At 37.5% G+C, this 25,171-nt stretch carries 43 protein-coding genes, 1 tRNA gene and 1 riboswitch; of the genes, 34 read left to right on the forward strand and 10 right to left on the reverse strand.

Annotated features, from left to right (window positions below; translation table 11 throughout):
• From V7122_RS02255 to V7122_RS02280, 6 genes are all read left to right on the forward strand, one after another.
• On the forward strand, positions 1-187 hold a 187-nt coding region (locus V7122_RS02255), incomplete at its 5' end, for a hypothetical protein (RefSeq protein WP_335525678.1).
• 259 nt (positions 188-446) lie between these two features.
• Positions 447-905, forward strand: coding sequence for an 8-oxo-dGTP diphosphatase (locus V7122_RS02260; RefSeq protein ID WP_335355290.1), 459 nt, complete (start codon positions 447-449; stop codon positions 903-905).
• Between the two features lie 27 nt (positions 906-932).
• Positions 933-1,826: an RNase adapter RapZ gene (gene rapZ, locus V7122_RS02265; protein WP_335344052.1), complete on the forward strand. Its 894-nt coding sequence runs from the start codon at positions 933-935 to the stop codon at positions 1,824-1,826.
• Positions 1,823-2,806: a gluconeogenesis factor YvcK family protein gene (locus tag V7122_RS02270; protein WP_335525679.1), complete on the forward strand. Its 984-nt coding sequence runs from the start codon at positions 1,823-1,825 to the stop codon at positions 2,804-2,806. Before rapZ ends, V7122_RS02270 begins: the two co-directional genes overlap by 4 nt.
• 50 nt (positions 2,807-2,856) lie before the next feature.
• The gene (gene whiA, locus V7122_RS02275; RefSeq protein WP_335525680.1) at positions 2,857-3,798 is read left to right on the forward strand and encodes a DNA-binding protein WhiA; all 942 of its coding nucleotides are present in this window, start codon (positions 2,857-2,859) and stop codon (positions 3,796-3,798) included.
• A gap of 36 nt (positions 3,799-3,834) precedes the next feature.
• Complete coding sequence (locus tag V7122_RS02280; protein WP_335344049.1) at positions 3,835-4,092, forward strand: HPr family phosphocarrier protein; 258 nt, start codon at positions 3,835-3,837, stop codon at positions 4,090-4,092.
• 43 nt (positions 4,093-4,135) lie between these two features.
• Here the strand turns inward: V7122_RS02280 and clpP are convergent, their stop codons facing one another.
• Positions 4,136-4,735: an ATP-dependent Clp endopeptidase proteolytic subunit ClpP gene (gene clpP / locus V7122_RS02285; RefSeq protein WP_335344048.1), complete on the reverse strand. Its 600-nt coding sequence runs from the start codon at positions 4,733-4,735 to the stop codon at positions 4,136-4,138.
• Between the two features lie 316 nt (positions 4,736-5,051).
• On the opposite strand from clpP, the gene V7122_RS02290 reads away from it, so the two are divergent.
• Positions 5,052-5,123: transfer RNA gene (locus V7122_RS02290), tRNA-Arg, on the forward strand.
• Positions 5,124-5,202: 79 nt separating this feature from the next.
• Here V7122_RS02290 and V7122_RS02295 read toward each other — a convergent pair.
• The 5 genes from V7122_RS02295 to V7122_RS02315 all read right to left on the reverse strand — a co-directional run bounded on the left by V7122_RS02295 (position 5,203) and on the right by V7122_RS02315 (position 8,171).
• Positions 5,203-6,366, reverse strand: coding sequence for a tyrosine-type recombinase/integrase (locus V7122_RS02295; protein ID WP_335525681.1), 1,164 nt, complete (start codon positions 6,364-6,366; stop codon positions 5,203-5,205).
• Between the two features lie 73 nt (positions 6,367-6,439).
• Complete coding sequence (locus tag V7122_RS02300) at positions 6,440-6,697, reverse strand: excalibur calcium-binding domain-containing protein (RefSeq protein WP_335525682.1); 258 nt, start codon at positions 6,695-6,697, stop codon at positions 6,440-6,442.
• A gap of 22 nt (positions 6,698-6,719) precedes the next feature.
• On the reverse strand, positions 6,720-7,238 hold the full coding sequence (locus V7122_RS02305) for a hypothetical protein (RefSeq protein WP_335525683.1): 519 nt from the start codon (positions 7,236-7,238) through the stop codon (positions 6,720-6,722).
• Between the two features lie 39 nt (positions 7,239-7,277).
• The gene (locus V7122_RS02310) at positions 7,278-7,712 is read right to left on the reverse strand and encodes an ImmA/IrrE family metallo-endopeptidase (protein ID WP_335525684.1); all 435 of its coding nucleotides are present in this window, start codon (positions 7,710-7,712) and stop codon (positions 7,278-7,280) included.
• Between the two features lie 18 nt (positions 7,713-7,730).
• Positions 7,731-8,171, reverse strand: a complete 441-nt coding sequence (locus V7122_RS02315; protein WP_335525755.1) for a helix-turn-helix domain-containing protein — start codon at positions 8,169-8,171, stop codon at positions 7,731-7,733.
• Between the two features lie 181 nt (positions 8,172-8,352).
• Here V7122_RS02315 and V7122_RS02320 point away from each other — a divergent pair, with 181 nt between their 5' ends.
• The 21 genes from V7122_RS02320 to V7122_RS02420 all read left to right on the forward strand — a co-directional run bounded on the left by V7122_RS02320 (position 8,353) and on the right by V7122_RS02420 (position 17,577).
• Complete coding sequence (locus V7122_RS02320; RefSeq protein WP_335525685.1) at positions 8,353-8,595, forward strand: helix-turn-helix transcriptional regulator; 243 nt, start codon at positions 8,353-8,355, stop codon at positions 8,593-8,595.
• A gap of 11 nt (positions 8,596-8,606) precedes the next feature.
• Positions 8,607-8,765, forward strand: coding sequence for a hypothetical protein (locus tag V7122_RS02325; protein WP_335525686.1), 159 nt, complete (start codon positions 8,607-8,609; stop codon positions 8,763-8,765).
• Positions 8,766-8,783: 18 nt separating this feature from the next.
• Positions 8,784-8,942 carry a helix-turn-helix domain-containing protein gene (locus V7122_RS02330; RefSeq protein ID WP_335525756.1) on the forward strand — a complete coding sequence of 53 codons (159 nt, stop codon included), beginning with the start codon at positions 8,784-8,786 and terminating at the stop codon, positions 8,940-8,942.
• Between the two features lie 61 nt (positions 8,943-9,003).
• Positions 9,004-9,273 (forward strand): group-specific protein, encoded by a 270-nt coding sequence (locus V7122_RS02335; protein WP_438824758.1) that lies wholly within the window; start codon positions 9,004-9,006, stop codon positions 9,271-9,273.
• A gap of 18 nt (positions 9,274-9,291) precedes the next feature.
• On the forward strand, positions 9,292-10,086 hold the full coding sequence (locus V7122_RS02340; protein ID WP_335525687.1) for a phage antirepressor: 795 nt from the start codon (positions 9,292-9,294) through the stop codon (positions 10,084-10,086).
• 146 nt (positions 10,087-10,232) lie between these two features.
• Positions 10,233-10,496, forward strand: a complete 264-nt coding sequence (locus V7122_RS02345) for a helix-turn-helix domain-containing protein (protein ID WP_335525688.1) — start codon at positions 10,233-10,235, stop codon at positions 10,494-10,496.
• A complete protein-coding gene (locus V7122_RS02350; RefSeq protein WP_335525689.1) occupies positions 10,487-10,678 on the forward strand; it encodes a hypothetical protein in 192 nt (63 codons plus the stop codon). The genes V7122_RS02345 and V7122_RS02350 overlap by 10 nt, the downstream gene beginning before the upstream one ends.
• A 214-nt stretch (positions 10,679-10,892) precedes the next feature.
• Complete coding sequence (locus V7122_RS02355; RefSeq protein WP_335525690.1) at positions 10,893-11,093, forward strand: hypothetical protein; 201 nt, start codon at positions 10,893-10,895, stop codon at positions 11,091-11,093.
• 99 nt (positions 11,094-11,192) lie between these two features.
• Positions 11,193-12,128: a YqaJ viral recombinase family protein gene (locus tag V7122_RS02360; RefSeq protein ID WP_335525691.1), complete on the forward strand. Its 936-nt coding sequence runs from the start codon at positions 11,193-11,195 to the stop codon at positions 12,126-12,128.
• A 14-nt stretch (positions 12,129-12,142) separates the two neighbouring features.
• Positions 12,143-12,949, forward strand: a complete 807-nt coding sequence (recT, locus tag V7122_RS02365; RefSeq protein WP_335525692.1) for a recombination protein RecT — start codon at positions 12,143-12,145, stop codon at positions 12,947-12,949.
• Positions 12,946-13,107, forward strand: coding sequence for a hypothetical protein (locus tag V7122_RS02370; RefSeq protein ID WP_335525693.1), 162 nt, complete (start codon positions 12,946-12,948; stop codon positions 13,105-13,107). The genes recT and V7122_RS02370 overlap by 4 nt, the downstream gene beginning before the upstream one ends.
• A gap of 25 nt (positions 13,108-13,132) precedes the next feature.
• Positions 13,133-14,071: a DnaD domain protein gene (locus tag V7122_RS02375; RefSeq protein WP_335525694.1), complete on the forward strand. Its 939-nt coding sequence runs from the start codon at positions 13,133-13,135 to the stop codon at positions 14,069-14,071.
• Positions 14,055-14,267, forward strand: a complete 213-nt coding sequence (locus tag V7122_RS02380) for a hypothetical protein (RefSeq protein WP_335525695.1) — start codon at positions 14,055-14,057, stop codon at positions 14,265-14,267. Before V7122_RS02375 ends, V7122_RS02380 begins: the two co-directional genes overlap by 17 nt.
• 231 nt (positions 14,268-14,498) lie before the next feature.
• Positions 14,499-14,714, forward strand: coding sequence for a hypothetical protein (locus V7122_RS02385; RefSeq protein ID WP_335525696.1), 216 nt, complete (start codon positions 14,499-14,501; stop codon positions 14,712-14,714).
• Positions 14,714-14,953, forward strand: a complete 240-nt coding sequence (locus V7122_RS02390; RefSeq protein WP_335525697.1) for a hypothetical protein — start codon at positions 14,714-14,716, stop codon at positions 14,951-14,953. Before V7122_RS02385 ends, V7122_RS02390 begins: the two co-directional genes overlap by 1 nt.
• Complete coding sequence (locus V7122_RS02395) at positions 14,943-15,071, forward strand: hypothetical protein (RefSeq protein WP_335525698.1); 129 nt, start codon at positions 14,943-14,945, stop codon at positions 15,069-15,071. The genes V7122_RS02390 and V7122_RS02395 overlap by 11 nt, the downstream gene beginning before the upstream one ends.
• A gap of 188 nt (positions 15,072-15,259) precedes the next feature.
• On the forward strand, positions 15,260-15,811 hold the full coding sequence (locus tag V7122_RS02400; protein ID WP_335525699.1) for a dUTP diphosphatase: 552 nt from the start codon (positions 15,260-15,262) through the stop codon (positions 15,809-15,811).
• Positions 15,811-16,221 (forward strand): RusA family crossover junction endodeoxyribonuclease, encoded by a 411-nt coding sequence (locus V7122_RS02405; protein WP_335525700.1) that lies wholly within the window; start codon positions 15,811-15,813, stop codon positions 16,219-16,221. Before V7122_RS02400 ends, V7122_RS02405 begins: the two co-directional genes overlap by 1 nt.
• 12 nt (positions 16,222-16,233) lie before the next feature.
• Complete coding sequence (locus V7122_RS02410; RefSeq protein WP_335525701.1) at positions 16,234-16,605, forward strand: replication terminator protein; 372 nt, start codon at positions 16,234-16,236, stop codon at positions 16,603-16,605.
• Positions 16,606-16,631: 26 nt separating this feature from the next.
• Entirely contained in the window at positions 16,632-17,345 is a 714-nt protein-coding gene (locus V7122_RS02415; protein WP_335525702.1) for a hypothetical protein, read from the forward strand.
• A 58-nt stretch (positions 17,346-17,403) separates the two neighbouring features.
• Positions 17,404-17,577, forward strand: coding sequence for a hypothetical protein (locus V7122_RS02420; RefSeq protein ID WP_335525703.1), 174 nt, complete (start codon positions 17,404-17,406; stop codon positions 17,575-17,577).
• Positions 17,578-17,629: 52 nt separating this feature from the next.
• Here the strand turns inward: V7122_RS02420 and V7122_RS02425 are convergent, their stop codons facing one another.
• The 3 genes from V7122_RS02425 to V7122_RS02430 all read right to left on the reverse strand — a co-directional run bounded on the left by V7122_RS02425 (position 17,630) and on the right by V7122_RS02430 (position 18,671).
• A complete protein-coding gene (locus V7122_RS02425) occupies positions 17,630-17,989 on the reverse strand; it encodes a response regulator (RefSeq protein ID WP_335525704.1) in 360 nt (119 codons plus the stop codon).
• A gap of 67 nt (positions 17,990-18,056) precedes the next feature.
• Positions 18,057-18,142, reverse strand: a riboswitch (cyclic di-GMP riboswitch).
• 27 nt (positions 18,143-18,169) lie between these two features.
• A complete protein-coding gene (gene sda, locus V7122_RS25690) occupies positions 18,170-18,334 on the reverse strand; it encodes a sporulation histidine kinase inhibitor Sda (protein ID WP_438824074.1) in 165 nt (54 codons plus the stop codon).
• A gap of 160 nt (positions 18,335-18,494) precedes the next feature.
• On the reverse strand, positions 18,495-18,671 hold the full coding sequence (locus V7122_RS02430) for a hypothetical protein (protein WP_335525705.1): 177 nt from the start codon (positions 18,669-18,671) through the stop codon (positions 18,495-18,497).
• 78 nt (positions 18,672-18,749) lie between these two features.
• On the opposite strand from V7122_RS02430, the gene V7122_RS02435 reads away from it, so the two are divergent.
• The gene (locus V7122_RS02435; protein WP_335525706.1) at positions 18,750-20,108 is read left to right on the forward strand and encodes a DNA cytosine methyltransferase; all 1,359 of its coding nucleotides are present in this window, start codon (positions 18,750-18,752) and stop codon (positions 20,106-20,108) included.
• A 436-nt stretch (positions 20,109-20,544) separates the two neighbouring features.
• Positions 20,545-21,213 (forward strand): hypothetical protein, encoded by a 669-nt coding sequence (locus tag V7122_RS02440; protein WP_335525707.1) that lies wholly within the window; start codon positions 20,545-20,547, stop codon positions 21,211-21,213.
• Between the two features lie 102 nt (positions 21,214-21,315).
• Here the strand turns inward: V7122_RS02440 and V7122_RS02445 are convergent, their stop codons facing one another.
• Positions 21,316-21,483: a hypothetical protein gene (locus V7122_RS02445; RefSeq protein WP_335525758.1), complete on the reverse strand. Its 168-nt coding sequence runs from the start codon at positions 21,481-21,483 to the stop codon at positions 21,316-21,318.
• A 146-nt stretch (positions 21,484-21,629) separates the two neighbouring features.
• Between V7122_RS02445 and V7122_RS02450 the strand changes: the two genes are divergently transcribed.
• The 4 genes from V7122_RS02450 (at position 21,630) to V7122_RS02465 (ending at position 25,166) form a co-directional block, all read left to right on the forward strand.
• The gene (locus V7122_RS02450) at positions 21,630-22,040 is read left to right on the forward strand and encodes a sigma-70 family RNA polymerase sigma factor (protein WP_335525708.1); all 411 of its coding nucleotides are present in this window, start codon (positions 21,630-21,632) and stop codon (positions 22,038-22,040) included.
• A 350-nt stretch (positions 22,041-22,390) separates the two neighbouring features.
• Positions 22,391-22,900 (forward strand): hypothetical protein, encoded by a 510-nt coding sequence (locus tag V7122_RS02455; RefSeq protein ID WP_335525709.1) that lies wholly within the window; start codon positions 22,391-22,393, stop codon positions 22,898-22,900.
• A gap of 69 nt (positions 22,901-22,969) precedes the next feature.
• A complete protein-coding gene (locus tag V7122_RS02460) occupies positions 22,970-23,869 on the forward strand; it encodes a terminase small subunit (RefSeq protein WP_335525710.1) in 900 nt (299 codons plus the stop codon).
• Positions 23,838-25,166: a PBSX family phage terminase large subunit gene (locus V7122_RS02465; protein WP_335525711.1), complete on the forward strand. Its 1,329-nt coding sequence runs from the start codon at positions 23,838-23,840 to the stop codon at positions 25,164-25,166. Before V7122_RS02460 ends, V7122_RS02465 begins: the two co-directional genes overlap by 32 nt.
• The last annotated feature ends 5 nt before the right edge of the window (positions 25,167-25,171 follow it).

A 25,171-nucleotide genomic window follows, 5' to 3' on the forward strand; every position in this document is an offset into this window, starting at 1 on the left:
AGAAAACCTGTCCAACAAGAAGAGTTTATTGGATAGGAAACGTGAGAAAACAGAAAACTGTCCAACAAAAAGAGTTTATTGGAGAGGAAACAGAGAAAAACAGAAAACCTGTCCAATAAATGACTTCTCCAAAAACAAACTAAGTAAATTAGAAAACTGCATAAAGGAAAACCTTAACAAAAAGTAACTCTGTTTTAATTTTCCTGTAACAATAGTGAAATAAAAATCAGTTATTATAGATATAGAAATTGACCCCCTTTTAAAGATATAACCCTTTTAAGCACAGATACGTCTGTGCTCTTTTTTTTTGTTAAAATCATGTTTTCTTCCATATGTTGAAACTTTCAATTCGTTGTTACCGTATAACAAAAATAGTATAATGAAGTGACATATGCTGATGAAAGTAACCTGAGGAAGTCATAACGGAAAAAATGAGGTGAATAATGATGCAGCGAGTCACCAACTGTGTGTTAATTAAGGATAATCAAGTGCTGTTATTGCAAAAGCCGAGACGAGGCTGGTGGGTAGCTCCCGGCGGGAAGATGGAGCCGGGGGAATCGGTTCGGGACTCCTGCATTCGTGAATATAGAGAGGAAACAGGCATTTATTTACGTAACCCGAATATAAAGGGAATTTTCACCTTTATCATGAAAGAAGGAGACAGGGTTCTATCGGAATGGATGATGTTTACCTTTTTGGCAACGGAAGCAGATGGCTTGAATGTGGATGAGTCCGAAGAGGGGAAAATTCTTTGGCATCCGTTTGAGGAAATTAAGAACCTGCCAATGGCCGCAGGTGATAGCCATATTCTTGAATATATGATTCATGGAAAAGGTATTATTTACGGGACTTTCACCTATACACCAGATTTTGAGCTGATAAGCTATCGATTAGATCCAAGCTAAGTTAGAACGTGTCAGGGGGAAAAAAGTATGAGTACGGGTGCTGTGAATGAAACTCAAATTGTGATAATTACAGGGATGTCAGGTGCAGGAAAAACGGTGGCAATCCAAAGCTTTGAGGATCTTGGTTTTTTCTGTGTTGACAATCTGCCGCCAACGCTGCTGCCAAAATTTCTTGAACTTATGAAAGATTCAGGGAATAAAATGAATAAGGTAGCGTTAGTCATGGACTTACGAGGGCGTGAATTTTTTGATCACCTGTTTAAAGCACTCGATGATCTTTCTGAAACCTCATGGGTAACCCCGCAAATTCTTTTTTTAGATGCGGATGATTCGACATTAGTGCGAAGGTATAAAGAAACTCGTAGATTTCACCCTCTTGCTCCTTCAGGATTGCCTCTAGAAGGAATTAAGCTTGAACGCAACCTATTGGAGGAGTTAAAAGGTAGAGCACAAATTATTTATAATACGACTCAGTTAAAACCAAGGGAGCTTCGTGAAAAAATTCTAACGGAATTCTCTTTGAATAAAACAACGATGTTCACGGTCAATGTTATGTCATTTGGCTTTAAACATGGTATTCCGATTGACGCTGATCTTGTTTTTGATGTTCGATTTCTGCCAAATCCTCATTATATTGATCATATGCGCCCGAAAACTGGGCTTGATGAAGAAGTTTACAACTATGTTCATAAATGGACGGAAACGACTAAATTTCTTGAGAAGGTTACAGAGCTGCTAAGCTTTATGCTTCCTCATTATAAAAGAGAAGGGAAGGCTCAGCTCGTTATTGCGATAGGATGTACAGGTGGACAGCATCGTTCTGTCGCGTTAGCTGAGTACATTGCCAATTACTTTAAAGATGATTATCATACGCGAATTACGCATCGTGATATTCAGAGGAGAAAGGAAAATGGAAAATGAAGACGAACCGACAGCCGAGAGTCGTCATCATTGGCGGGGGGACTGGATTGCCTGTTCTGTTGCGGGGATTAAAGCAATATCCCGTTGATATCACTGCAATTGTGACAGTTGCCGATGATGGAGGAAGCTCTGGACGGCTTAGAAACGACTTGCATATTCCTCCTCCGGGTGATATTCGAAACGTACTGGCCGCGCTATCTGATGTAGAGCCGTTAATTGAGGAGATGTTTCAGCATCGTTTCACAACGTCAAATGAATTATCGGGACATTCTCTCGGGAATTTGATTTTGGCAGCTATGACTTCCATTACTGGAAACTTTGTTCATGCCATTCAGGAAATGAGCAAAGTTTTAAATGTAAGGGGCAAGGTATTGCCAGCAGCGAATCAAAGCGTTGTCTTGCATGCTGAAATGGAGGATGGGACTGTCGTTTCTGGCGAATCCAAAATCCCGTACTCTGGGAAAAAGATCAAAAAGGTATTCCTTACACCCAAACATATTAAACCTCTTCCTGAAACGATCTCAGCTATTAGGAAAGCGGATTTAATCATTATTGGGCCTGGTAGCTTATATACAAGTATTTTGCCGAATCTTCTCGTTCCTAAGCTTGGAGCTGAAGTTTGCCGTGCAAAAGCAAAAAAGGTATATATATGCAATTTAATGACACAGGCGGGAGAGACTTATAACTATTCTGCGGCCGATCATGTTCAGGCCATCTATGATCATATGAGCTGTGCTTTCATTAACACGATTCTTGTGAATAACGAGGATATTCCCTCTCAGGTTCGGGAGCGTTATAATGAAGAAAAGTCTCAGCCGGTCGTCTTTGATATAGATAGACTTCATGAGTTAGGGCTCGAAGTGATTCCAGGGGAAATTGTCTGCCTGAAAGACGGGGCTATTCGTCATGATACTAAAGAGGTGGCATCCATGCTATACTCTATGCTAATAGATGAAAAAGAAAAACATCTTAAAAAATAATATTAGTGGTCAGCGCCTCTTGCGCTTTTCTAAGAATAGGGGTGAAGGAGTTGTCTTTCGCTTCAGAAACGAAAAAGGAATTAACGAATCTTGAAGTAAAGGATTGCTGTGGGAAGGCTGAATTATCAGCACTTATTCGGATGAACGGATCCCTTTCCTTTTCTAACAGAAAGTTAATTGTCGATATTCAAACTGAAAATGCAGCGATTGCAAGAAGAATCTATATTTTGATTAAGAAGAATTTTCATGTCCAAGTTGAGCTTCTTGTACGAAAGAAGATGAGGCTGAAGAAAAATAATGTGTACATTGTCAGATTGTCTGAACAAGCAAGTGAAATTCTGGATGAGTTGAAGATCCTTAGCGAAGGATTTGTCTTTACAAATAATATTTCTGAAGAGCTTATTAAAAGGAAATGTTGTAAGCGTTCTTACTTGCGAGGAGCTTTTTTAGCAGGGGGTTCGGTGAATAATCCGGAAACATCGTCCTATCACCTTGAAATTTTTTCACTTTATAAGGAACATAATGATTCTCTTTGTGAATTGATGAATACTTTTGGCCTAAATAGTAAAACACTAGAAAGAAAAAAAGGATTTATCACATACTTAAAGGAAGCTGAAAAAATTACAGATTTCTTGGGAGTTATCGGGGCTCACAACGCTCTACTTAGATTTGAAGATATTCGTATTGTGCGGGATATGCGTAATTCAGTTAATCGTCTCGTAAATTGTGAAACAGCGAACTTAAACAAAACCATTGGTGCCGCTTTAAGACAGGTGGAAAATATTCGGTTCATTGACGAAACTATAGGCCTTCATATTTTACCGGATAAATTAAGAGAAATTGCAGAGCTGCGTGTCGCGTATCAAGATGTTACATTAAAAGAACTTGGAGAAATGGTTTCTGGCGGCACAATCAGCAAGTCAGGCATCAATCACCGCTTAAGAAAAATAGATGAGATAGCAGATAAATTGAGAGCAGGAGAATCGATTTAATAATAATGAAGATTCTGTAGGGGAGGAAGAAGAGAAATGGTAGAAAAACAGGTAGAAGTAAGATTAAAAACAGGATTACAGGCAAGGCCTGCAGCACTTTTCGTTCAGGAAGCAAACCGGTTTTCATCAGATGTTTTCCTTGAAAAGGACGGTAAGAAGGTAAATGCGAAAAGCATCATGGGCTTAATGAGCCTAGCGGTTAGTTCAGGTACAGTCATTACATTAATTGTCGATGGCAAAGATGAAGCCCAAGCGATTGAAGAGCTTGCTGACTATATCCAACAAGAGCATTAATAAAAAACAACTCGCCATAAAAAATGCGAGTTGTTTTTTTGTTTTACTTATCCTTTTTCTCATCTAAACGAGTAATAATTTTATCCACGAGACCGTACTCAAGAGCTCTTTCAGCAGTCATGAAGTTGTCGCGGTCTGTATCTCGAGCGATCACTTCAAGCGGCTGGCCTGTGCGCTCTGAAAGAATCGTGTTTAGCTTGTCACGCAAGAATAAAATGCGTTTTGCAGCAATTTCGATTTCAGTTGCCTGACCTTGTGCTCCACCAAGTGGTTGGTGAATCATGACTTCACTATTTGGAAGAACGTAGCGCTTTCCTTTTTCACCCGCAGCAAGCAGGAAAGCACCCATAGAAGCTGCCATCCCGATACATACTGTTGAAACATCAGCTTTAATGTACTGCATAGTGTCATAAATCGCCATACCAGCTGTAATGCTTCCACCTGGGCTGTTAATGTATAGGGTAATATCCTTCTCAGGGTTTTCTGCTTCTAGGAATAGCAATTGAGCAACAATCGAGTTCGACACATGATCATCAATCGCGCTTCCAAGCATAATAATACGGTCTTTTAAAAGACGGGAATAAATATCATACGCACGCTCTCCCCTGTTTGTTTGTTCAATAACTGTAGGGATTAAGTTCATCTTTAAATTCCTCCTTAAAAGTAAGGTAAACATTCAAAGTCATATAGACGAAAGATGTTTTTCTTTATGTAATATTATGATACACTGATGGTCAATAAAGGTCAAACAATTCACTTTCATTACCGAAAGTTATCGTTCGACACCGTTTGCTCGAAAAATTCCCTCGTATCCATCATACCCGCTTCACCGTTTTTTAAACAAATAATGGCTTGCAAAGTTCCAAAAAATATCGTATAATATGTAATCGTAGCATAAAAAAAGGTGCATCAAAAATTAGGTCCATTCAAGCCCATTGTGCCTTACTATATTTCGATATGCCCTCGTGGTGCAACGGATAGCACGTGAGATTCCGGTTCTTAAGATGTGGGTTCGATTCCTGCCGAGGGCGTTAAACTATTGATGTATCAAACTTTATAGCAGTTATCGAGTATGACTGTCCTAGTTTTGTCCTAGAGAGCGTAAATTTCTTAATTTACGCTCTCTATTCTTTTGGACCAGTCTTTCATAAAATTATTTATCTTTTCGGTGTTGAGCAATTCGGATCTGTTAGACATATGGCCGTAAGTTTCTAATAAAATGGTTTTGTCTATATCACCTAGTCTGCCACCAATGTAATTTAAGTCAGATATACCAGCTTCCCACATGATGGTTTCATGAGTATGACGGAACATGTGAGGAGTTATATGCTTAAGTCCATTCCTTTTGCACAAGGTTTTTAGAGCGCCTGCATAGTTAGGCATTTTCACAAGATCACCAATTGGGTTAATAAATAAAAAGTCAGGACGTTTTTTTAATTTCATCACCCATTTTTTTCGAATATGGAGCCAATCTTCTAATTTTTTGATCGTAAAATCATCTAAACCGATTTTCCTTTCCCCGGTTTCACCTGTTTTCGTTGTATCTTTCGTTTTATATTCTCCATTTTCTCTTACGAGCGTTTTATCGAAATTTAAAGACTTGGAATCTAAATCAAGGTCAGAAACGTGTAGTGCGCAAACTTCACCTATTCTAGCGCCAGTTCCGGCTAGTATATATGAGATATAAAGGTATTGGGCATATTCTTCAGTCCATTCTTCAATGGCCACTTTAATCAGTTCTTCATATTCCTCTAATTCCAAAAACTTTTCATTTTTCTTCTTTGATTTTTTGCAAGTGGTAGGATATTTAATTCTTGCTGCTGGGTTGTTAACAATAAGTCCTTCTTCACTTGCATCAAGAAAAGCTTCTCTAATGGTTGTATTCATCCGTTGTAGAGTACTTTTCGTGTATTCTGGAGCAACCTTATTAATTAATTTTTGATACTCAGGTCTGTCTAGTTCTGATAACTTTGCGTATCCAATATTCCTAGTAACCATTTCGATAGCATTTTTAATATTCTTCTCAGTGTTAATTGAAACTGCACCCTTTTTATATGTTTCAAACCACCAATCGAAAAATTCATTTAATGTTTTGTTTGCATCGCTGGGATCAAAGCCGCGCTTAATTTTTCCTTCCATTTCAACTGAAGCTAAACGGGCCTCGGTTTTTGATTTGTACCCACTCATTGAAAGTTGTTTACCTTCACCAGTTCTTTTGCACTTATAATAAACTCGATATTCCCAGGTGTTCCCGCGTTTTCGGAATGTAGCCATAGTTAATCCTCCTTACAATAAAGGAATGTACGTTCTGTTTTACGTTGAAAAGAAAAGCCCAAATGGGCATTCTTTACTTTTCGCATGCAATACCGTCTTTATCACGGTCTTTGCTTTTATTTGCATCGTAAAGTTCTTTTGAAACATGTGGCTTATATTTTGTTTTCCCGCCTTTGTTCTTAGTAGATGAGGATTCAGCAACTCCACCTTTATAATCTTTATTTAGCTCTGTACAGTTTTTATATGACTTTGCTTTTGCATGAGCAAAATCGGTTGTTGAAAAACTGAATAGTATCCCTGCACCTAAGATTACAGTGAATAGTTTCTTCATCAAAAATCACTCCTAATTTAATTTATAAAAACGGTCTTACATCAAATGATATTTTAATAGTGTCAAATCCTTTCTCATCACCCATAGACCAAACTTCATCTACCTTATCTGAAACAGATTGGTAGCGCCATGCATAACCAGTGTCTGCAGCTTTTTTCATCCTTTTACCAGGAGTAATACTTAATTGTTTCAAAAGGTCCTCAAATGAAGTTTTAACAAACTTCGATTCTTTATTGTCATTAGGGTATATATTGATCTGGATAAGTCGGTCCTTATCATCAAATACAAATTCAGAATAATAGCCTTCCCAGTCATAATACAAATAAGTTAAAAGGTTATTTGCTCCGGTAGAAGGTGTCTGAAAATTGATTTCCTCATAAGATTTCGGTTCACCTAGATTTTCTTTTATAGAAGTCTGACTTACCAAAGAAAATTGTTCTACATTCAGTATAGGTTCAATTGTTGTGTTATTTGTTGTATCACTGCAAGCAGATAAAACAAATAAACAGGTAGCAAGAAATAAAATATAAAGTTTCTTCATTCTTTACCTCCTCGATTAGAATGTATGTTCTGTGTTAGGTTAAAATTTTTTGAGATGACAGACCTCTCTAGGAACTCCATACATCTCGCTAATCTCTGAAATTGATAAACTTGTATTCTTATATTCATAAAACGTTTTATCTGGCATAAGCAATTCAACAGCAAAACGATTTGCTTCTCTTTCAATCCTATCGTTAGAAAGTAGTGTACTTTTACGTAAGAAGGGAGTATTCACTCTAGGATGTAATTGCGAGTGACCTAGTTCATGTGCGCAAACGAATCTTTGTTCACTCTCTTCAAGATTGTTGTTGATAACAATATATTTATTTTTCTTATCGTACTTATAGAAACCTTTTATCTCAGGGTGTAAGTTCCAAGGGATTACATGAATATTCCTTAATGCTGCTAGTTCAAAGGGATCGTTTGTTTGATATTGTTTTGTTATTTTATTTACTATGTGCTTGATCCACGTCAACGAAATCGCCCCAAATCCCTACTGTTCATCGTCTTTTCTGTATTTTTTAGGTATATATTTTTTGTTAATCCTTTGTGTTTGACGGACTATATGTTCCATAGCTTCCATTAAAGATTCAATCGCTTCTTCGCTCATTGGTTCTCCAGAGAACAGTAATCCATCTTCCTTAGTAAGGTCCTTTTTTATTTCTTCCATTCGTTTTGCGATGTCTTTTTCATCCTTTGTGGTTAGTTCAGGAATGTGTTGAGAATCAGATCTCCCTTGCAAATAATCAGTAGTAACTTCAAAAAGGTCTGCTAGTTTATTTACTGTTTCAATGGGTGGTTGTTTGGTCCCATTTTCATAAGCAGTATATGTAGGTCGAGCGACCCCGATTAACTTAGCGATATATCCTTGAGTAAATTTACTATTTTCTTTTTTCTTTAGTTCCCTTAAATATTTCAATCTCTTCCCTAATATATCCATAAATACCACATCATTTCTATATTTCTTACCTCTAGTATAATGTTACTTAAAGAAACTTTAAATATAATGTTCCTTTTGGTATTAAAATATTTTTAAAACCAGTTGACATGTTACTAAAAGGAACTTATAATGAAATTACAAAGTTACTCAAAAGAACATTACGGAGGTGAATAGTTTGCGAATTTGGCTTAAAAGTTTCCGCAATCGAAGAAAATTGACCCAAGAAGAGGTAGCCAAATTGAGTGAAATTTCAAGAAGTTTTTACACTCATATTGAAAATGGTACTAAGACTCCAAGTGTTGATGTTGCAAAAAAAATCGCAAAAACATTGGAATTTGAATGGACGCTTTTTTTTAATAATGAATGTTCCTTAAAGGAACAAATGGATATATCAATGAAAAAATCTATAACAGCCTAAGGAGCTCATCAATGAACGCTAAACAAAAAGAAAAACTCATTAACGACCTACTTAATGCTCTGGCAATCCACAATGTAACTTACGCTGAGGTTCCAGAAATATTAAAAAGCTTGGAAGTAGAACTTGATCACCTATGCCAGCAGCAAGTTATTCAAATTCCTATTACCTAGGGAGGTATAGCATTGTATGTGTTCGATTTTGTGAGACAAGAAAGAGAAAAATTGGGATTATCGCAACAAGAACTAGCCGACAAAGCAAGGGTCTCACTCTATGTTGTAAAACGAATCGAAGCAAACAAACCTTATAGTCCAGCTGCCATAAAAATCAGCAAAGTTGCAAAGCAATAGGTGTTGATTGGGATTACCTAAACGACAATTGCGATTGGCCAGAAGAAGGGAGGTAGCACCCTTGCTAAGTGTGCAAATAGACCAAAGGCAAATTGAACAACAGTTTCACGAAGAATTACAAAAGCATCTTGATGAAATATCTAATAGAACAGTGTTCTGGGACATGAAAGAACTTTGCCGACAAACATGCATGAGTGAACCTTTTGTTAAAGAACATTTCTTCTTTGATCCAAGGTTTCAAAAGTACAGAGTTGGTCGCAAATGGTTGTTTCCTGCAAGAGAAACAGAAAAATTTTTAATTGAATGGCTGCAAGAGCAATCAACCTATTAATAGCAAGGAGGCTATTTAATGAATCAATTGCAAAAAGTATTTGATTTTAACGGCCAAGATCTTCGAATGGTAATACAAACGGATGAACCTTGGTTCGTTGCAAAAGATGTTTGTAACATTCTACAAATCAGTAATAGTCGTGATGCTATAGCTAGACTTGAACCAGATGAAAAGGGGGTAGCTATTACCGACACCCCTGGGGGAAAGCAACAATTGTCAATCGTTAACGAATCTGGTCTTTATGAACTTATTTTTGCCAGCCGCAAACTGGAAGCAAAAATGTTTAAAAAATGGGTGAAGCAAGAAGTCCTTCCATCCATACGAAAACACGGTATTTATGGAACCCCACAGACTATTGAAAACATCCTAAATGATCCAGACTTCGGGATTAAACTACTTACCACAATAAAAGAAGAGCGATTGTTACGTGAGCAAGCTGAACAACAAAGAGATAAGGTAATTGCCCAGCAACAAGCTGATCTCCCTTATACAAACTTCGGTAAAGTCGTATCTAATTCAAGTGGAGCAATTAGTATTGGTGCTTTTGCAAAGATGATGTATGACAAACACGGTATTAAGATTGGTCGCAACAAAATGTTCGAATGGCTTCGTGAAAATGGTTACTTAATCAAACAAGGCCGTGAGTATAACAACCCTAAACAGATTTACATAGAGCAAGGCCTATTTGATGTAAAACCAACAATTGTAACCAGAACAGAGGGCGATGTAGAAAAGTTAACAACTCTGATTACTGGAAAGGGTCAAGTAAAACTAGCAGAAATTCTATTAAAAAACGTAAAGGTAGCCATTTGAAAGAGGTTTTGCACCGAAAGAAGCCGCCAAGCCAAAAAATCGGTGCTAGTTCCTTCATATATTAATTTTAAATCTATTTATTCATCAATTCTGTTCAAGTAAAGAACATGTTCTGATTTAGAACATTTGGGAGGGGGGTGGAGATCATGCAGTTGGGTCAAATTTTTAAAAAGTCACGAAAATTGTCGGGGCTAAGTCAGGAAGCCTTAGCAGAAATAATGTTTATGCCAAGGAGCACTATTTCAAAAGTTGAAAACGACAAGATGGAATTAAAGATATCGGATGCTATTAGGTGGTTCCAGGCAACACAGGCCCCGGAAATGCTAGTAGCTGTATTATGCGGAGTTGATGTTACAACAGTTGTTCAGACGCTTACTAAATTGGTTGGAGGGTTGATCACATGGATCTAGGTTACATAGCAGCATTTTTTTTCTTTACCCTATTCGTTCTGTTTCTAGGAATTATGATTGGTGGATTTGTAACGGATGAAAGGAGGGGACTTAATGAGAATCAAAGCAGGCGAATGGCTCCAGCTTACATTGATGCAAAAGCACAGGCTTTTGAAGTCAAAAACAAAAGAAAAAGCAGCTAGCTAAGCGGCTACTTAACTAACTGCACAGAATCAACAACCAATACAACATATTCCTATTCTACCATTTTTAGAGTAGCGCGGCAAGAACCTTTGTTCCTGCCGTCATGGCCAGGGAGTTTCCCACTACACACTTTTTCACTTACTTCCTGGTCGTGACGGTGTGAATAAAAGCACTAATTGATCTTTGAAAAATTAATAAAAGGGAGGATTTAGCATGATTGAAAACCCAATGGTCATTGATCGCCTTTGGAATGACCAAAAAGACCCAGAGGTTGTCGGTGAATGCGAAGGGTGTCATGAAGATATTTACGAAGGTGACGACATTTATGATTTTGATGGTGGTTGGGTACATCAGGACTCTGACTGCTGCCAGCAATACATTGCAAATATGTCCATGTGTAAAACAGCTGGATAATGAAAAAACTCCTGTTTGCGGCAGGAGGTAGTAATTAAAAAACAATTTAATTACCGTCATACTATCACAATCTATTGATGCGGTAAAGGGAGGATTAGAATGCAAGCACAAGTCTTAACGCTAACAGTTGATATGTCTCGTGAAGAATGGTTAAAAGCTCGTAAAGCTGGTATCGGTGGATCAGATGCAGCTGCTATCGCTGGCCTTAATAAATGGAAGTCGCCAATAGGTGTTTATTTAGATAAGACTGGACAGGCACCTGATGAAGATAAGGCAGGGGAGGCTGCATATTGGGGCAATATGATGGAGGATATTGTTGCTCAAGAGTTTTCAAAGCGTACTGGCTTAAAGGTTCGTAGAAGGAACGCCATCCTTAAACATCCTGAACATCATTTTATGTTAGCTAATGTGGACAGATTGATTGTTGGAGCAAGAGAGGGTCTTGAATGCAAAACGGCTTCTGAATACCTTAAGGACCTATGGGAAGGAGAAGAAATCCCAGCCTCTTATTTACTACAGTGTCAACACTACATGGCTGTCACAGGGTATGTAGCATGGCACATAGCCGTCTTAATCGGTGGGAACAAATTCGTTTATAAAAAAGTGGAACGTGACGAGGAGCTAATTCAATACCTCATAGATATTGAAAAGAATTTTTGGGAAGAGCATGTATTAAAACAAATTCCTCCTGCATTTGACGGTTCTGATGCTTCTGTTGATCTTTTAAAAACAATGTACCCTGAGTCAATTCCAGATACAGAAATTTCTCTTCCTCCGGATACAAACACTTATTTAAATGCTCTGGATCAAGTAAATGAGGAACTAAAGGAATTAGAGGATCAAAAGAAAGAGTACGAGAACAAAATCAAAGCGTTAATGGGTGATAACGAGAACGCCATTGTTGGAGATCGCCTAATCACTTGGAAGTCAATTACTTCAAACAGATTTGATAGCAAGCGCTTTTCTGCAGAGTATCCGGAACTTCATAACAAATATACAAAGCAATCAAGCTACCGCCGATTTGCAGTTAAATAAGGAGGGATCCATAAATGGCAACTAATCAAGATATTAAAAATCAATTAGCTAACAAAGTTAATAACAAACCAGCATCCCCGGCAACAACTATTGCCGCATACCTAAAGAAGATGGGGCCGGAAATTGAAAAGGCGCTACCAAAGCATATGGATGCAGACAGGCTTGGAAGAATTGCACTAACTACCATCAGAACCACTCCTAAATTATTGGAATGTAATGTTCCATCACTAATGGGTGCGGTCATGCAGGCAGCTCAATTAGGTTTAGAACCTGGATTGATTGGTCATTGCTACATTATTCCTTACGGAAAAGAAGCCACTTTTATTATTGGCTATAAGGGAATGATTGATCTTGCAAGACGATCTGGGCAGATTCAAAACATATATGCTCATGCTGCTTATGAGAATGATGAATTTGAATATGAACTAGGACTTGAGCCAAAACTTAAGCACAAACCAGCAACGGGTGAGCGAGGTAAGATGCAATATGTGTACGCGGTTGCTCATTTTAAAGACGGTGGATATCAATTTGAAGTAATGGATATGCAGGAGATTGAAAGGCGTAGAGGACGTTCTAAAGCAGCCAAAAATGGCCCTTGGGTTACCGACTTTGAAGAAATGGCCAAAAAGACTGTTATTCGTCATATGTGGAAGTACTTACCGATAAGTGTAGAGATCCAGCAGCAGGCAATTCAGGATGAAGTGATAAGAAAAGATGTCACTGCTGAGCCAGAATACATTGAAATGGATCCCATTCATGTTCAAGAACAGCAGGAAGAAAAGCCTTCTGCACTTGAACAAGAAGAGATTGATTTTGAATGATTAACTTTAAAACAAATGTCCTTCTGCCTGCCTGGATATTCGAGCAGGCAAAGGATAAAGATCATTTAAAAAAGCTTGTACTAGAGTATATGAAAAAATATCCGGATTATACCATCAAGTCAATAAAAAACGGAATGGCTGTTTGCACTAAAAAGTGATTTTCGATAGGGAGGAGGTACAAGCGTGCAAGGTTGGTTTAAATTACATCGAGAATTGTTTGAGACGGATTTATGGCATGATGTTTCAACGTTTAGGCTCTTTCTTTACTTAATATCACAAGCAAGCCATAGGGACGGGGTTAAGACAAAAGGCATCGAATTAAAGCGCGGGCAGTACATCCGATCCTACCGAAAATTAGCAGATGACCTGTCTTATAAAGAAGGAAGAGGATATAAAAAGTACTCTCTAAGCACAATTAAGAGTTGCGTTAACAAACTAATTGAGTCCGAAAGGGTGAACGTTCAAGAAACGGAAGTAGGAACACTGTTCACCATAGTCAATTATGCGAAGTATCAAGATTTGGAGAGTGATTCAGAAGAAACTCCGAACACCCAAAACGAGGAAGTCCGAACTAATGCCGAACTAACTCCGAACGAAGTCCGAACTAACTCCGAACAAGAACAAGAATTAAAGAATTTAAGAATTAAAGAATTAAAAGATACTACTACTACCACTGCACCAGAAAATCCCGTTCAACTTTTTGAAAAATTACTATGCCGTTTGTCGCCTAATCAGTCGCACTCATTATTTCAGTGGGTGGATGATTTTGAAGGGAAAACGGAAATAGTGAATGAGGCTATCACGATTGCGGATAACAAAAATAAACGTTATTACGGCTTTGTTGAGTACCTCTTAAAAGAATGGGCCAATAACAAACTTACAACTATTGATAGAGTAAGAGCCTTTGAACAAGAGAAATTTAATAAATTGAAAGTTAAGCCTTACCAGAGAAAAGGAGTTATTCGTACAGAAAAGCTACCTGACTGGTTTGAGGAACAAGACGATAAAGTGCAGGAAACCTCTAAACTGCCCGTTGATGATATTAGCCGAAAAAAAGCTGAGCTTGCTGAAATGTTAAAAAAATTGAAAGCAGGAGGTTTAGTGAGTGGGGATTCTGTATGATTCTGTGAAAAACCAAAAATTGATCAAAGAAATGATGAAAAATAGTTTTCTTGAAAAGTTACTAGAGAATGGCATCACAGAATCGCAGCAAGGAAAATCAGTTTACTTGATGGATTATCACGAATTAAAACGGGAAGTTGCTCTAGCAACATTTCGAGAAATAAAAACTGAATCAGCTGAGAATGCCTGGTTCTGAAAGGAGAGAACTTATGAGCATAACAAATGTTAAGCCTGTCACTTGTTGCTCAAAATGTTTAGCTGCTGGGGTTGTTCACAGGAAAGAAAAATTGCTGGTAGCCATGGAATGTCCTGAATGTAAGCACCGCTGGAAAACGTATTCAAAAATCTGCAAGGACTGCGGCCAACCGAATGGATTTGTAGTGGAAGGCCCGTGCATGGGATGCTATGCGCAGAAATATAGATCGTCATGAGTAAGAATCCAGTTATTCAAAAGGCAAGGGAAGAAGGATACCGAAAGGGTTTTGAAGTCGGAAGTAAACATGGGTTTGAGCAAGGAAAATATAGTGCTTGTATGTTTTTTGCTACTAAGTTTGATGATTTAGAAAAAGTTAAGGGGATAGGACCCAAAACAATGAAAATAATTGTTGAACACTTTGGTAAAGAATACTTTGAGGTAAAATGATGGGTTTACATTTAATCAATTCTCGAAAAAACAGAATTATAGTTTGCGAGAATTTAAATTACTTTTGGGATGAAGAAGAGCTTTTCGATATATCGAGCATGTGGCATGAAGGCAATACTGTTGAAGAAATAGCAGAGTACTTTAAGAGAGATCCGGATGAGGTATTGATTGCTCTTATCCATCTTGCTCGAGAAGACAAGATTACCAGACGTGAAGGAGGGCTACTCCTTGAACATTGATCTTAATAAAGCAAACCTTGGTCAGCTACAGTACATAAGTCGGTATACAGAACTAAAAACAGCTGCTATAGAGGAATTGCAAAGGAGGCTAACCTATGTTTCCGGTCACAATTCGTAGACAAAGGAAATACGAGGCTGAATAGGCTATCAAAGATTTGGAAGCAAGGGTATTTAAAGTGATTTATCCTCTTACTGAGCATTCAAGATAGGGAAAGCTTTTCGATAGGGATAGCTTTAACAGGAAAATCTTTGTGGAAAATACGCAAAGCAGTTGCTGGATAGCCAAGTTGAGAAAGGTTGATTGACGTGGATTTAAAAAAGTTATTTGAAATACAAAAAGTGCTTCGTGATCGGATTAATTACAATGAGCCGGATCGGTTTAATAAATTGGTGCTTGCTCTCCTAGTTGAGCTTGGAGAATGTGCGAACGAATGGCGAGGGTTTAAATTTTGGAGTGTAAATCAATTGCCGCATACCTCTGCTGTGAGGGTGCCTTGCATGATGGATGAGGATAAAGAATTTTATAATCCCTTGCTTGAAGAATATGTGGACGGCTTGCATTTTGTTTTTGAAATTGGCATTGAAATAGCAGAAGAAATTCAATTTGATGTTGAAGATTATTTTAAAGAAATTGCCGATGAAATCCGTGGCAAGAGTCAAAAAAGTAAAACGATCACAGAACAATTTAGTTATATTTTTTATCTTACTACAACCGTTAATTACGATTTCAATTTCCCTTATTTATTCGCTGCTTACTATCACTTAGGTGAAATGCTTGGATTCACTTGGGAACAAATCGAACAAGCCTATTTCGAAAAGAACAAGATAAATCATCAAAGGCAGGAGAGTGGATACTGATGATTCACTTCACAGTCTTCGGGGAACCAGTGGCGCAAGGAAGGCCTCGAGCAACAACCATAAATGGGCAAGTAAGAATGTATGACCCGGCAAAATCAAAGGATTTCAAAAAATATGTAAAGCTGGTTGCTTCACGGTATCGTCCACCAACATTAATTACTGGTCCAGTCGAAATGAAGGTAAAAATATATAAACCATCCCTAAAAAGTTTTAGTAAAAAGAAAACTTTAGCTGCTGAGAGGGGGGAGTTAAGACCCTTAACAAAGCCAGACGTTGATAACTACGTCAAAGGGATTAAAGATGCTCTCAAATCAGTCATTTGGAAAGACGATAGCCAAGTCGTGGATTTACATATTAGCAAATGGTACAGCGAGACACCACGAATTGAAGTAACAATTACAGAAATATAGGAGGTTATTATATTGCCGAAAATTATTGATTTAAACACTTTTGCAGACGGTGCTCTTGCTGAGAGAGCAAATGTTGAACTTCAAAAAATCCTTGAAAATATTGCCGATCCTAACACAGATGCTACCAAGAAAAGAAAACTAACATTAACAATCACTTTATCAGCTGATGATAAAAGGGATGTCGTTCTATCGACAGTGGTTGCAAAAAGTGTACTAGCCCCAGCTAAACAAATCGAAGCAAAATTCATTATGGATATGGATAGTAGGGGGAACATCACTGGTGCTGAACTCAAATCAGGTATCAAAGGTCAGACTTATATCGATATGGAAACTGGTGAAATACAAGATGACCGCGGATCTAAAATTGTTAATTTCAAAAACTAATAATCTACTATTTGGAGGAATGAAAAATGATTAAAGAAGCTATTAAATACATTGTTGGTTTAGGAAATACTCGAGTCGAGGAAGTTGGTGGCCAGGATTATTCCACTCAACCAATGCACTTAATAAAGGAGCCAACTCCAGCATCGTTGCACGTTAGAAGCCTTTCAGGATTAGTTGAATATTTACAATCAGAATTTGATGAAGATGAATTTGATCAAAGAATGGTTCATGTTTTGAGTCCAACAGAAGTTGTTGTTTTTAGTTCTTTTAATGGCAACTATAACCGAAATGAATATATCCAAGCAAAGGCGATGTTGCCATCATTTTCATTTGACCGCTTTTACGATTCTGAAGACTTCAATATCAAATTGCAGTCAGCATTCGTAAAAAATGAGGATAGAGACATCATGCTAAAGGTTGTTGGCAACATCAAAGAGGAGGCTGTACAGACGGTTGGTGATGATGGAGTGAGTCAATCGGTAGTTGCCAAAACTGGTGTTGCAACAGTAGGAAATGTGCTTGTTCCCAACCCTGTGGTTCTTGCCCCGTTTCGGACTTTTGTTGAGGTAGAACAACCTGAGTCAGAATTTATTTTCAGAATGCAAAAAGGGCCTTCATGCGCTTTATTCGAAGCTGATGGAGGAGCATGGAAGCTGAGTGCTATGAGAAATATCAAAGATTATTTACAAGCTGCACTAGAATTGGAAATTGAAAAAGGGCAGATCGTTATTATTGCTTAATTAAATAAAGGGCGTTTCTCGTTATGAGAGGCGCCTGACTATTAAGGAGTGAACGATAGTGGCTAGAAGAGTTGTCGAAACAAATGGAGTTAGCCTTGATCGAGAACTACTTCAGGTATTAGTCATCTATGAGGAAGGCGTGTCAAAGCAGGATATTAGAAAAGAAAGCCGGCTTACTAAAAAGCATGCTGTGCTCTGTAAAAAGACAGCAGGTGAATACGAGTTTAAGTAACTGACTTTGTATTAAGTTTAATAAAAAAAAGCACTTCATTATGAAATGCGAACTAAATAAATAATTTTCTAACTGCTGGAACCAGCTCATTAAAATAGGGCTTGACAATAAAGTCTTTTGCTCCAGAGTTAATTGCTTCTACTATTAATCTGTTTTGACCCATTGCTGAACAAATAATAATATTTGCTTTTGGATCATATTCAATAATTTTTTTAAGTGCCTCTAAGCCATTCAAAGTAGGCATAGTTAAGTCAAGTAGCACAATGTCTGGAGACTTCTCTTTGTATAAAGAGACGGCACTTGTACCATCAGAAGCTTCGAAAAAAACTCGGAAGCCTTCTTTATGTAAGATGTTCTTTATTAAATTTCTTAGAAACCTTGAATCATCAGCAATTAATACGGTTTTATTCATTTAAAACACCTTTCACTAAATACTAAGGCAAATTAGGAAAGGGAATCCTCTAGATGTTATTTAGATTTTTTGCAACCCGGCTACCATTACATGAATTGTTTTAGGCCCGTGGCTTTGCGTCTTTTACTTTCGTAAAATTTGCCCTAATAAAGATTAACATACTTTGTCACATTGGGAAAATTATGTTTGGCTTTTAACTTCAATTGGCTTCTTTTGATAATCAATATCTCGTTTATGAAGCTCAGTCTCTAAAATCTTTATAAAGTCCTGCGAAAGATTAAGGCTACAAGCCTTTCTATAGGTGCAAAGCAACATACTGTTTGTCAATACTTTTAATGAGCACAAATTAATCCTCTCTTTTCACAACCATTGGAAAATTAAACCATAGATTATATTAACGTAAATTCTATTTTATTCCAATGGGAAATTAGTTGTGCAAATGGTATGAGAACTTAGTAACACAAGAATTATTAAGTTTACTAGAAAATAAAAAAGAAAGAGTTAATTACTCTTCCTTCTTTAAAAAGTTATCACCATCTAATTTTGACGAGATTTCTCTTAAAATTTGATTTCTTTCTTTTTGTGCCTTGATTAGGCTAATACAAAACCAAACAGTAAAACCAATAATCACCAAATAAATAACAAGCATAAATAAAAGTGGAATCAATGCAAAAGCTTCCATAATAATTTTAACTCCTTTGTGCAAAATTAATGTAATTATAACACATTGTATTAAGTTTCCTAGGTTAGGAGGATAGTAATGCAGCTTGACCTATTCAGAGAAATTATAGTCGATAACTTTGCAGGCGGTGGCGGTGCCAGTACGGGAATTGAAATGGCTACCGGCTTATCGGTAGACATAGCAATCAATCATGACCCAGCAGCCATTGCTATGCATAAAGCAAATCATCCTGATACTGAGCATTATTGTGAGAGTGTTTGGGATGTGGATCCGAAAGAAGCAGTCAAAGGGAGAAAGGTCGGTCTTGCGTGGTTCTCCCCTGACTGCAAGCATTTCAGCAAAGCTAAGGGCGGTAAGCCAGTTGAAAAGAAAATTAGAGGACTTGCTTGGATTGCTGTTAAATGGGCAATAGCAGTCAAGCCAAGGGTAATTATGCTCGAAAATGTCGAGGAATTCAAGACGTGGGGCCCGTTAAAAGATGGCTACCCAGATGAATCTAAAAAGGGCAAGACTTTCAAATCCTTTGTAAAGGCACTGGAAGCCTTGGGATACGAAGTTCAGTTTAAAGAACTTAGGGCCTGTGATTATGGGGCACCAACGACAAGAAAAAGATTTTTCATGATTGCCCGGTGCGATGGTAGACCAATAAAATGGCCAGAACCAACACATGGGGATCCAGATAGCTTAGCTGTAAAAGCCGGTAAATTATTACCATGGAAAAGGTCAGCAGGGATAATAGATTGGAATATTGGTACTCCTTCTATTTTCGAGCGAAAGAAGCCACTAGCAAAAAACACTTTACTACGTATTGGCAGGGGAATACAAAATTTTGTTATTGAAGCGCAGACCCCTTATATAGTCGAAAATAAAGCCTGTTTTATTCAGCATTATTACACTCACCAAGGAGAAGAGACAAGGGCAAGCAGCTTGGATGAGCCACTGGCGACAATACCTACTGCAAACAGGTTTGGCCTAGTAACTGCGTTTCTTGCCAAGCACTATGGAGGGAACTACTCAGGGGCAGGAATTAGTTTAGAGGAACCGTTGCACACAATTACGATGAAAGACCATCATGCTTTAGTAACTGCCTTTTTAATCAAGTATTACGGGTCCGATATAGGACAATCATTGCTGGATCCACTTCATACAATTACAACGAAAGATCGATTCGGTTTAGTGACAGTTAAAGGGCAAGACTACAGGATTGTAGATATTGGCATGAGAATGCTCCAGCCAAGAGAATTATTCAACGGTAACGGATTCCCAGGAACTTATATTATCGACCGGGATTATTATGGAAAAACCTATCCGAAAACAGAACAGGTGGCCAGATGCGGTAATGCAGTTCCTCCACCATTTGCAGAAGCATTAGTACGGGCGAATCTTCCAGAGTTTTGCGTTAAACATAATCGCTATAAACCAGCAGTTTCTTATTAAAAAAGGAGTAAAGGAGTAAAGTAGATGGCTATTTACTGGTGTGAGAAATGCAATAAATATTCAAACTTTACATGGAATGGTGTTATAAGTGTTTGCGATAAATGCACTAAGAAGAATTCCAAATAAGCATTTTTTTACAGGGCAAGGCATGCGTTAGGTACGATTAGGATTTTTTGGACCTTGCCCTGTAGAGCTTCAAATAGGGGTTTGATATAGCTCTAAAGTATAAAATACCCATGACTTATGGGTTAAATGCAGGATAGGAGAATTTTAATGCTGCAGTGAAGAAAAACAAATGGCTTCTTCACAAAGAATGAAGGTTAATGCAGTTCGAAATAAATGTGAAGCGGGTGAAATTTTTATGAATTTTATCAAATGGGTAGGAAAGATGTTATGCTAATTTAGCAGTCTATCAAATTTTGCGGAGGAAATTAAAATGTTTCCAAGATTAAAGGATAGAAGTTTTTTCGTTAATGGAAAATATGTTCGTGTAGAGGAAGTAACCGGAGGTCAAGGTTGCATAGGATTTATTATATTGCTTGCATTGATAATCGCAGGGTTTAATTGGATTTCTGACAAGGTTCATGAATGGAGATATAGTGATGAATTATATACTTCAAGTAATGAACAATTAGCATGGGATTCCTTTAAAAATTATGTATTAACAACTTATGAGATACCGAAGGAATTATTTGACGGGAAGTATCCTTCATTGGTTTATACCTCAAAATTAACTCCAAATAAAACTGAAGAAATGGAATCTAAATATTGGGGTAACGGAACATATCAATTTACTACATACTTTAATTATGATAGCGCCTATGGAGGTAGCATAAAAATAAGTGTATATATGATTAAAAAAGGAAATGAATGGATTTTGGATAGAGTATCATACTTCAAACGGGAAAAAGGGCAAAGTCAAATTGAAGAAAAAAAGCAGCAGATAGATAGGTGGAAAGAAGAGTTAAATATAAGTATAAATAAGAATAAGGATGAAGGCCTTATAAATACATATATTCATGATATTAATTCCTTACAATCTTATGTTTCAGTTTATGAAGGTTTAAAAAGTAAAGCAGAAAAGGTGGAAGAGGTGATTGAATGATTTTTACTTGTCACCGGCTTTCCGTAAATCAGCAGCCCCTAGTACTGTAAATTAAATAAACAAAATGATAGAGCCAGTTAATTAAATAAAGGATGAGAAAAGCTAAATGCTCTTCTTCATCCCACAGTTACTACACTCTCTAATTAATTTGCCTGCGCTTATTGAGCTTTGAAAGTGCGCTTTGTCACAGTTGTCGCAACGGCCACTATTTTTGTCTGGATACTCATTAAAATCATAAATGATGTTTACATCAATCTGATTGTCTATGATATATTCCCGCCTTTCACATAAAAAAAGCCGAGACCCCGTCCCGACTAACCCAAAAACATTATACCATGGGAGGGGTCCTCTTGAAAGAAGCCGCCAAGTTAAAGTACGTTGAACAAATTGAAGCACTAATTAAGGATTACCCTTGGATGAGAAAAGAAGTAGATCGCTTAGAAAGAATTCTTTATGGTCATTCAACACCTATGAGAAGTTGGGGTGTAGCGTTATATGGAATTGAAGCAACTATGCCTAGAGGTAGCTCAGGTAAGAGTCAGGCTGAATTAAAAAAAATGGATATACGTGAAGAACGTGCATATAAGAGATTAGCTAAATTTCAAGACACTGTCTATGCTCTTGAGATTGCAGCAGAGTTTTTAGAAGATGAGAAAGAAAAAGTGATTTATGATTGTATGATTGATGGCATGTCATTCCGAGAGATAGCCTACCATATAGGTATTTCACGTAATCAGGTCAAAAAAGCCAAAGAATCCATATTGAGCCAATTGAGCCAAAAATGCCAGTTTGTGCAACTTTTGAAACTGGAAAAATCTGCAGTGTAAAATGGGAGGTAGGATCGGCGCGGCAGATTCCCTCGGCCGTTCCGCTATGTAGTGCATGAGCGTCACCTTACGGTGGCGTTTTTTTATTTTCCGAAATTAGGTGATTATATGAAAATTATTGATCATCTTTCTTCTGCAGATAAACATCAATTGAATAACCTCAAGAATAAAGATAAATCCTCTAATAATAAATCAAATGAAAAACTATCTGATCGTGACCTAGCAGAGTTGATGGGTACCAATAGGGCTACCTATAGAAGAGTACGTGGAGCGATTAGGAGAAACTAGGAAATTAGTTGAAGGAAAATATCTCCTTTTGTCGAATTGTGTAGTCAATGGGAGGTGAATACATGACAAGAACTGAATCATTAATTGAAGCATTGAAGGAATGGGATGAGACTACATTAGATAAAACGCTAGAACTTAGGGATTTAGTGTTTTTAGTGGGTTTTCAAATAGGAATGGATATAATTGACGAAGAGGAGCCATTAGTTACTCTGAAGAAAACAATCGAAGACATTCTTATAAAAACTCAAATGTTTGAGAGTTTTTTAATTAACGCTCTTGTTCAGGCTGTAACCAATAATTTAAAACATAATTACGAAAACCTTGATACTGCAATAGAGAGGAATGAACGATTGCTACAAAGGGCAATTGAACATAATCGAAGTCACGACATGGTACAGACCATTAAAGAGACACTTGTTAGGTTAAAGGATCCTGAATTTACTCCTCGTTCAATAAACCAACTATTGGTTTGGGAAAAGATTACGCTTAAGACATTCTCCCCTGAAAATAATCAAAAGTGGGATGATGATGAGTTCAAAAAGAATTACGAATTATTTAAAATGAATCGATAATTACATTTAGTAAGCGTGATGTTAAAATTCAACATCATGCTTTTTTTATTGGAGGTAGGTGGCCATGTAGTGAACTGGGATGAAATTAGAGAAGAATTTGAAACATCAAAACTTACCCTTGTTGCATTAGCTGAAAAGCATGGAGTTAAATTAGGTACTTTAAAGAGTAGAAAAAGCCGTGAAGGTTGGTCAAGAGGTTCACCTAAAAAGGATGCAACCAAACCTAAAAAGGATGCAACCTTAAAGAAAGAAGTTGTAACCAAAAAAGAGTCATTCGATGACGAAGGAATAACGTTAGATAATTTTTTGGAAGATAGCGAACTGACTGAGAGACAAAGGCTTTTCTGCCTTTATTATGTAAAAAGTTTTAACGCAACTCAGTCAGCAATTAACGCTGGATATGTTCCGGTAAGTGCTCATGTTGAAGGCAGCCGCTTGCTAAGAAATGCTAAGGTAGCAGCAGAAATCAAACGCATCAAGCAGGCAATGACAAGTGAGCTTTATATTGAAGCCATGGATGTGCTAAATAAGTATATCAAGATTGCTTTCTCTGACATTACAGACTTCCTTACATTTGGCCAAAAGATGGTACCTGTTATTGGTATGATGGGTCCTGTACAAGATGAAGATGGTCGTCAGGTAATGGAAGAGGTCAATTATGTTGATTTCAAGGAATCTGGGGTAGTGGATGGTACGATTATTTCAGAAGTGAAGCAAGGGAAAGATGGAGTTTCTATTAAGCTTGAAGATCGAATGAAGGCTTTGGATAAGCTTTCCCTTTACTTTGATTTATTTCCTGACAAGTTCAAACGACAAATTGAAGAAGAGAAACTTAAGATTGCTCATCATAAAGTATTTGGTGGCGAGGAAGAGGAAGAATACGAGGATGATGGCTTTGAAGATGCTTTAAATGCAACGACTTCGGAGGTGTGGGCTAATGTTAGCGACTCAATCGAAGAAGATAATTAAAGGGTTCTCGTTTTTAACTAAGGGACAAAAGAGAAAGAAGCCAGCTCCATTTACATTTAAACCGTTCTCATATAAGCAAAAGCAAGTGCTGACTTGGTGGCGAAAAGGTTCTCCAGTAAAAGATAAAGACGGAATCATTTGTGATGGATCTGTTCGTGCTGGTAAAACAGTCGTTATGTCTCTTTCTTATGTCATGTGGGCCATGGATACTTTCGATGAAGTTAATTTAGGAATGGCCGGTAAAACAATCGGCTCTTTTCGAAGGAACGTCATCACTCCTTTAAAGAGAATGTTGAAGGCCAGAGGGTTCAAAGTAAAAGACCATCGAGCAGATAACTTTCTAACCGTTTCATATAAAGGCAAAACCAATTACTTTTATATCTTCGGAGGTAAAGACGAAGGCTCCCAGGACTTAATCCAAGGGATTACGCTTGCTGGAATGTTCTTTGATGAAGTAGCTTTAATGCCGCAGTCTTTTGTTAATCAGGCTACTGCACGTTGCTCCGTTGATGGTGCAAAGTTTTGGTTTAATTGTAACCCGGAAGGTCCTTATCATTGGTTCAAATTAGAGTACCTTGACCAATTAAAAGAAAAGAACATGCTGCACATCCATTTCACGATGGATGATAACCTTTCACTTACAGAAAAGACCAAAGAGCGCTACAAAAGAATGTATAAGGGTATTTTCTATCAGCGCTTTATATTGGGCTTATGGGTGCTTGCAGAGGGTATTATTTACGACATGTTTAATAAAGATAAGCATGTTGTTCCTACGATTGAAAGAAGGTATACCAAATACTATGTCAGTATTGACTATGGAACGCAGAACCCAACGACATTCGGTCTTTGGGGTTTTTATGCTGGTGTTTGGTACAAGGTGAAGGAATATCACTATGATGGCCGCCAGAAGAGTAAACAAAAGACGGACCAGGAATACCTAGAGGATTTGCAAAAATTCGTTGAAGGGTTATCCGACTTAAAAGGTGTCATCGTGGATCCGTCAGCTGCATCTTTTATTGCTCTTTTGAAAAAGGCTAGATTTAAAGTTATTAAGGCAAAAAATGAAGTTATTGATGGAATTAGGAATGTCAGCAATGCTTTGAACAATGGTTTGATTAAATATAATGACTGCTGCAAAGAAACATTCCGAGAGTATTCGTCTTACATTTGGGATGAAAAAGCCGCCGATCGTGGCGAAGATAAGCCAGTAAAGCAAAATGACCACCAGATGGATGGTGACAGATACTTTGTAAATACTATCTTATTTAATAATCAAAGTGTGGCTGTTCTGAAATGAGGTGA

It is taken from the genome of Bacillus sp. JJ1532 (assembly GCF_036965085.1).
GTDB lineage: Bacteria > Bacillota > Bacilli > Bacillales > Cytobacillaceae > Cytobacillus.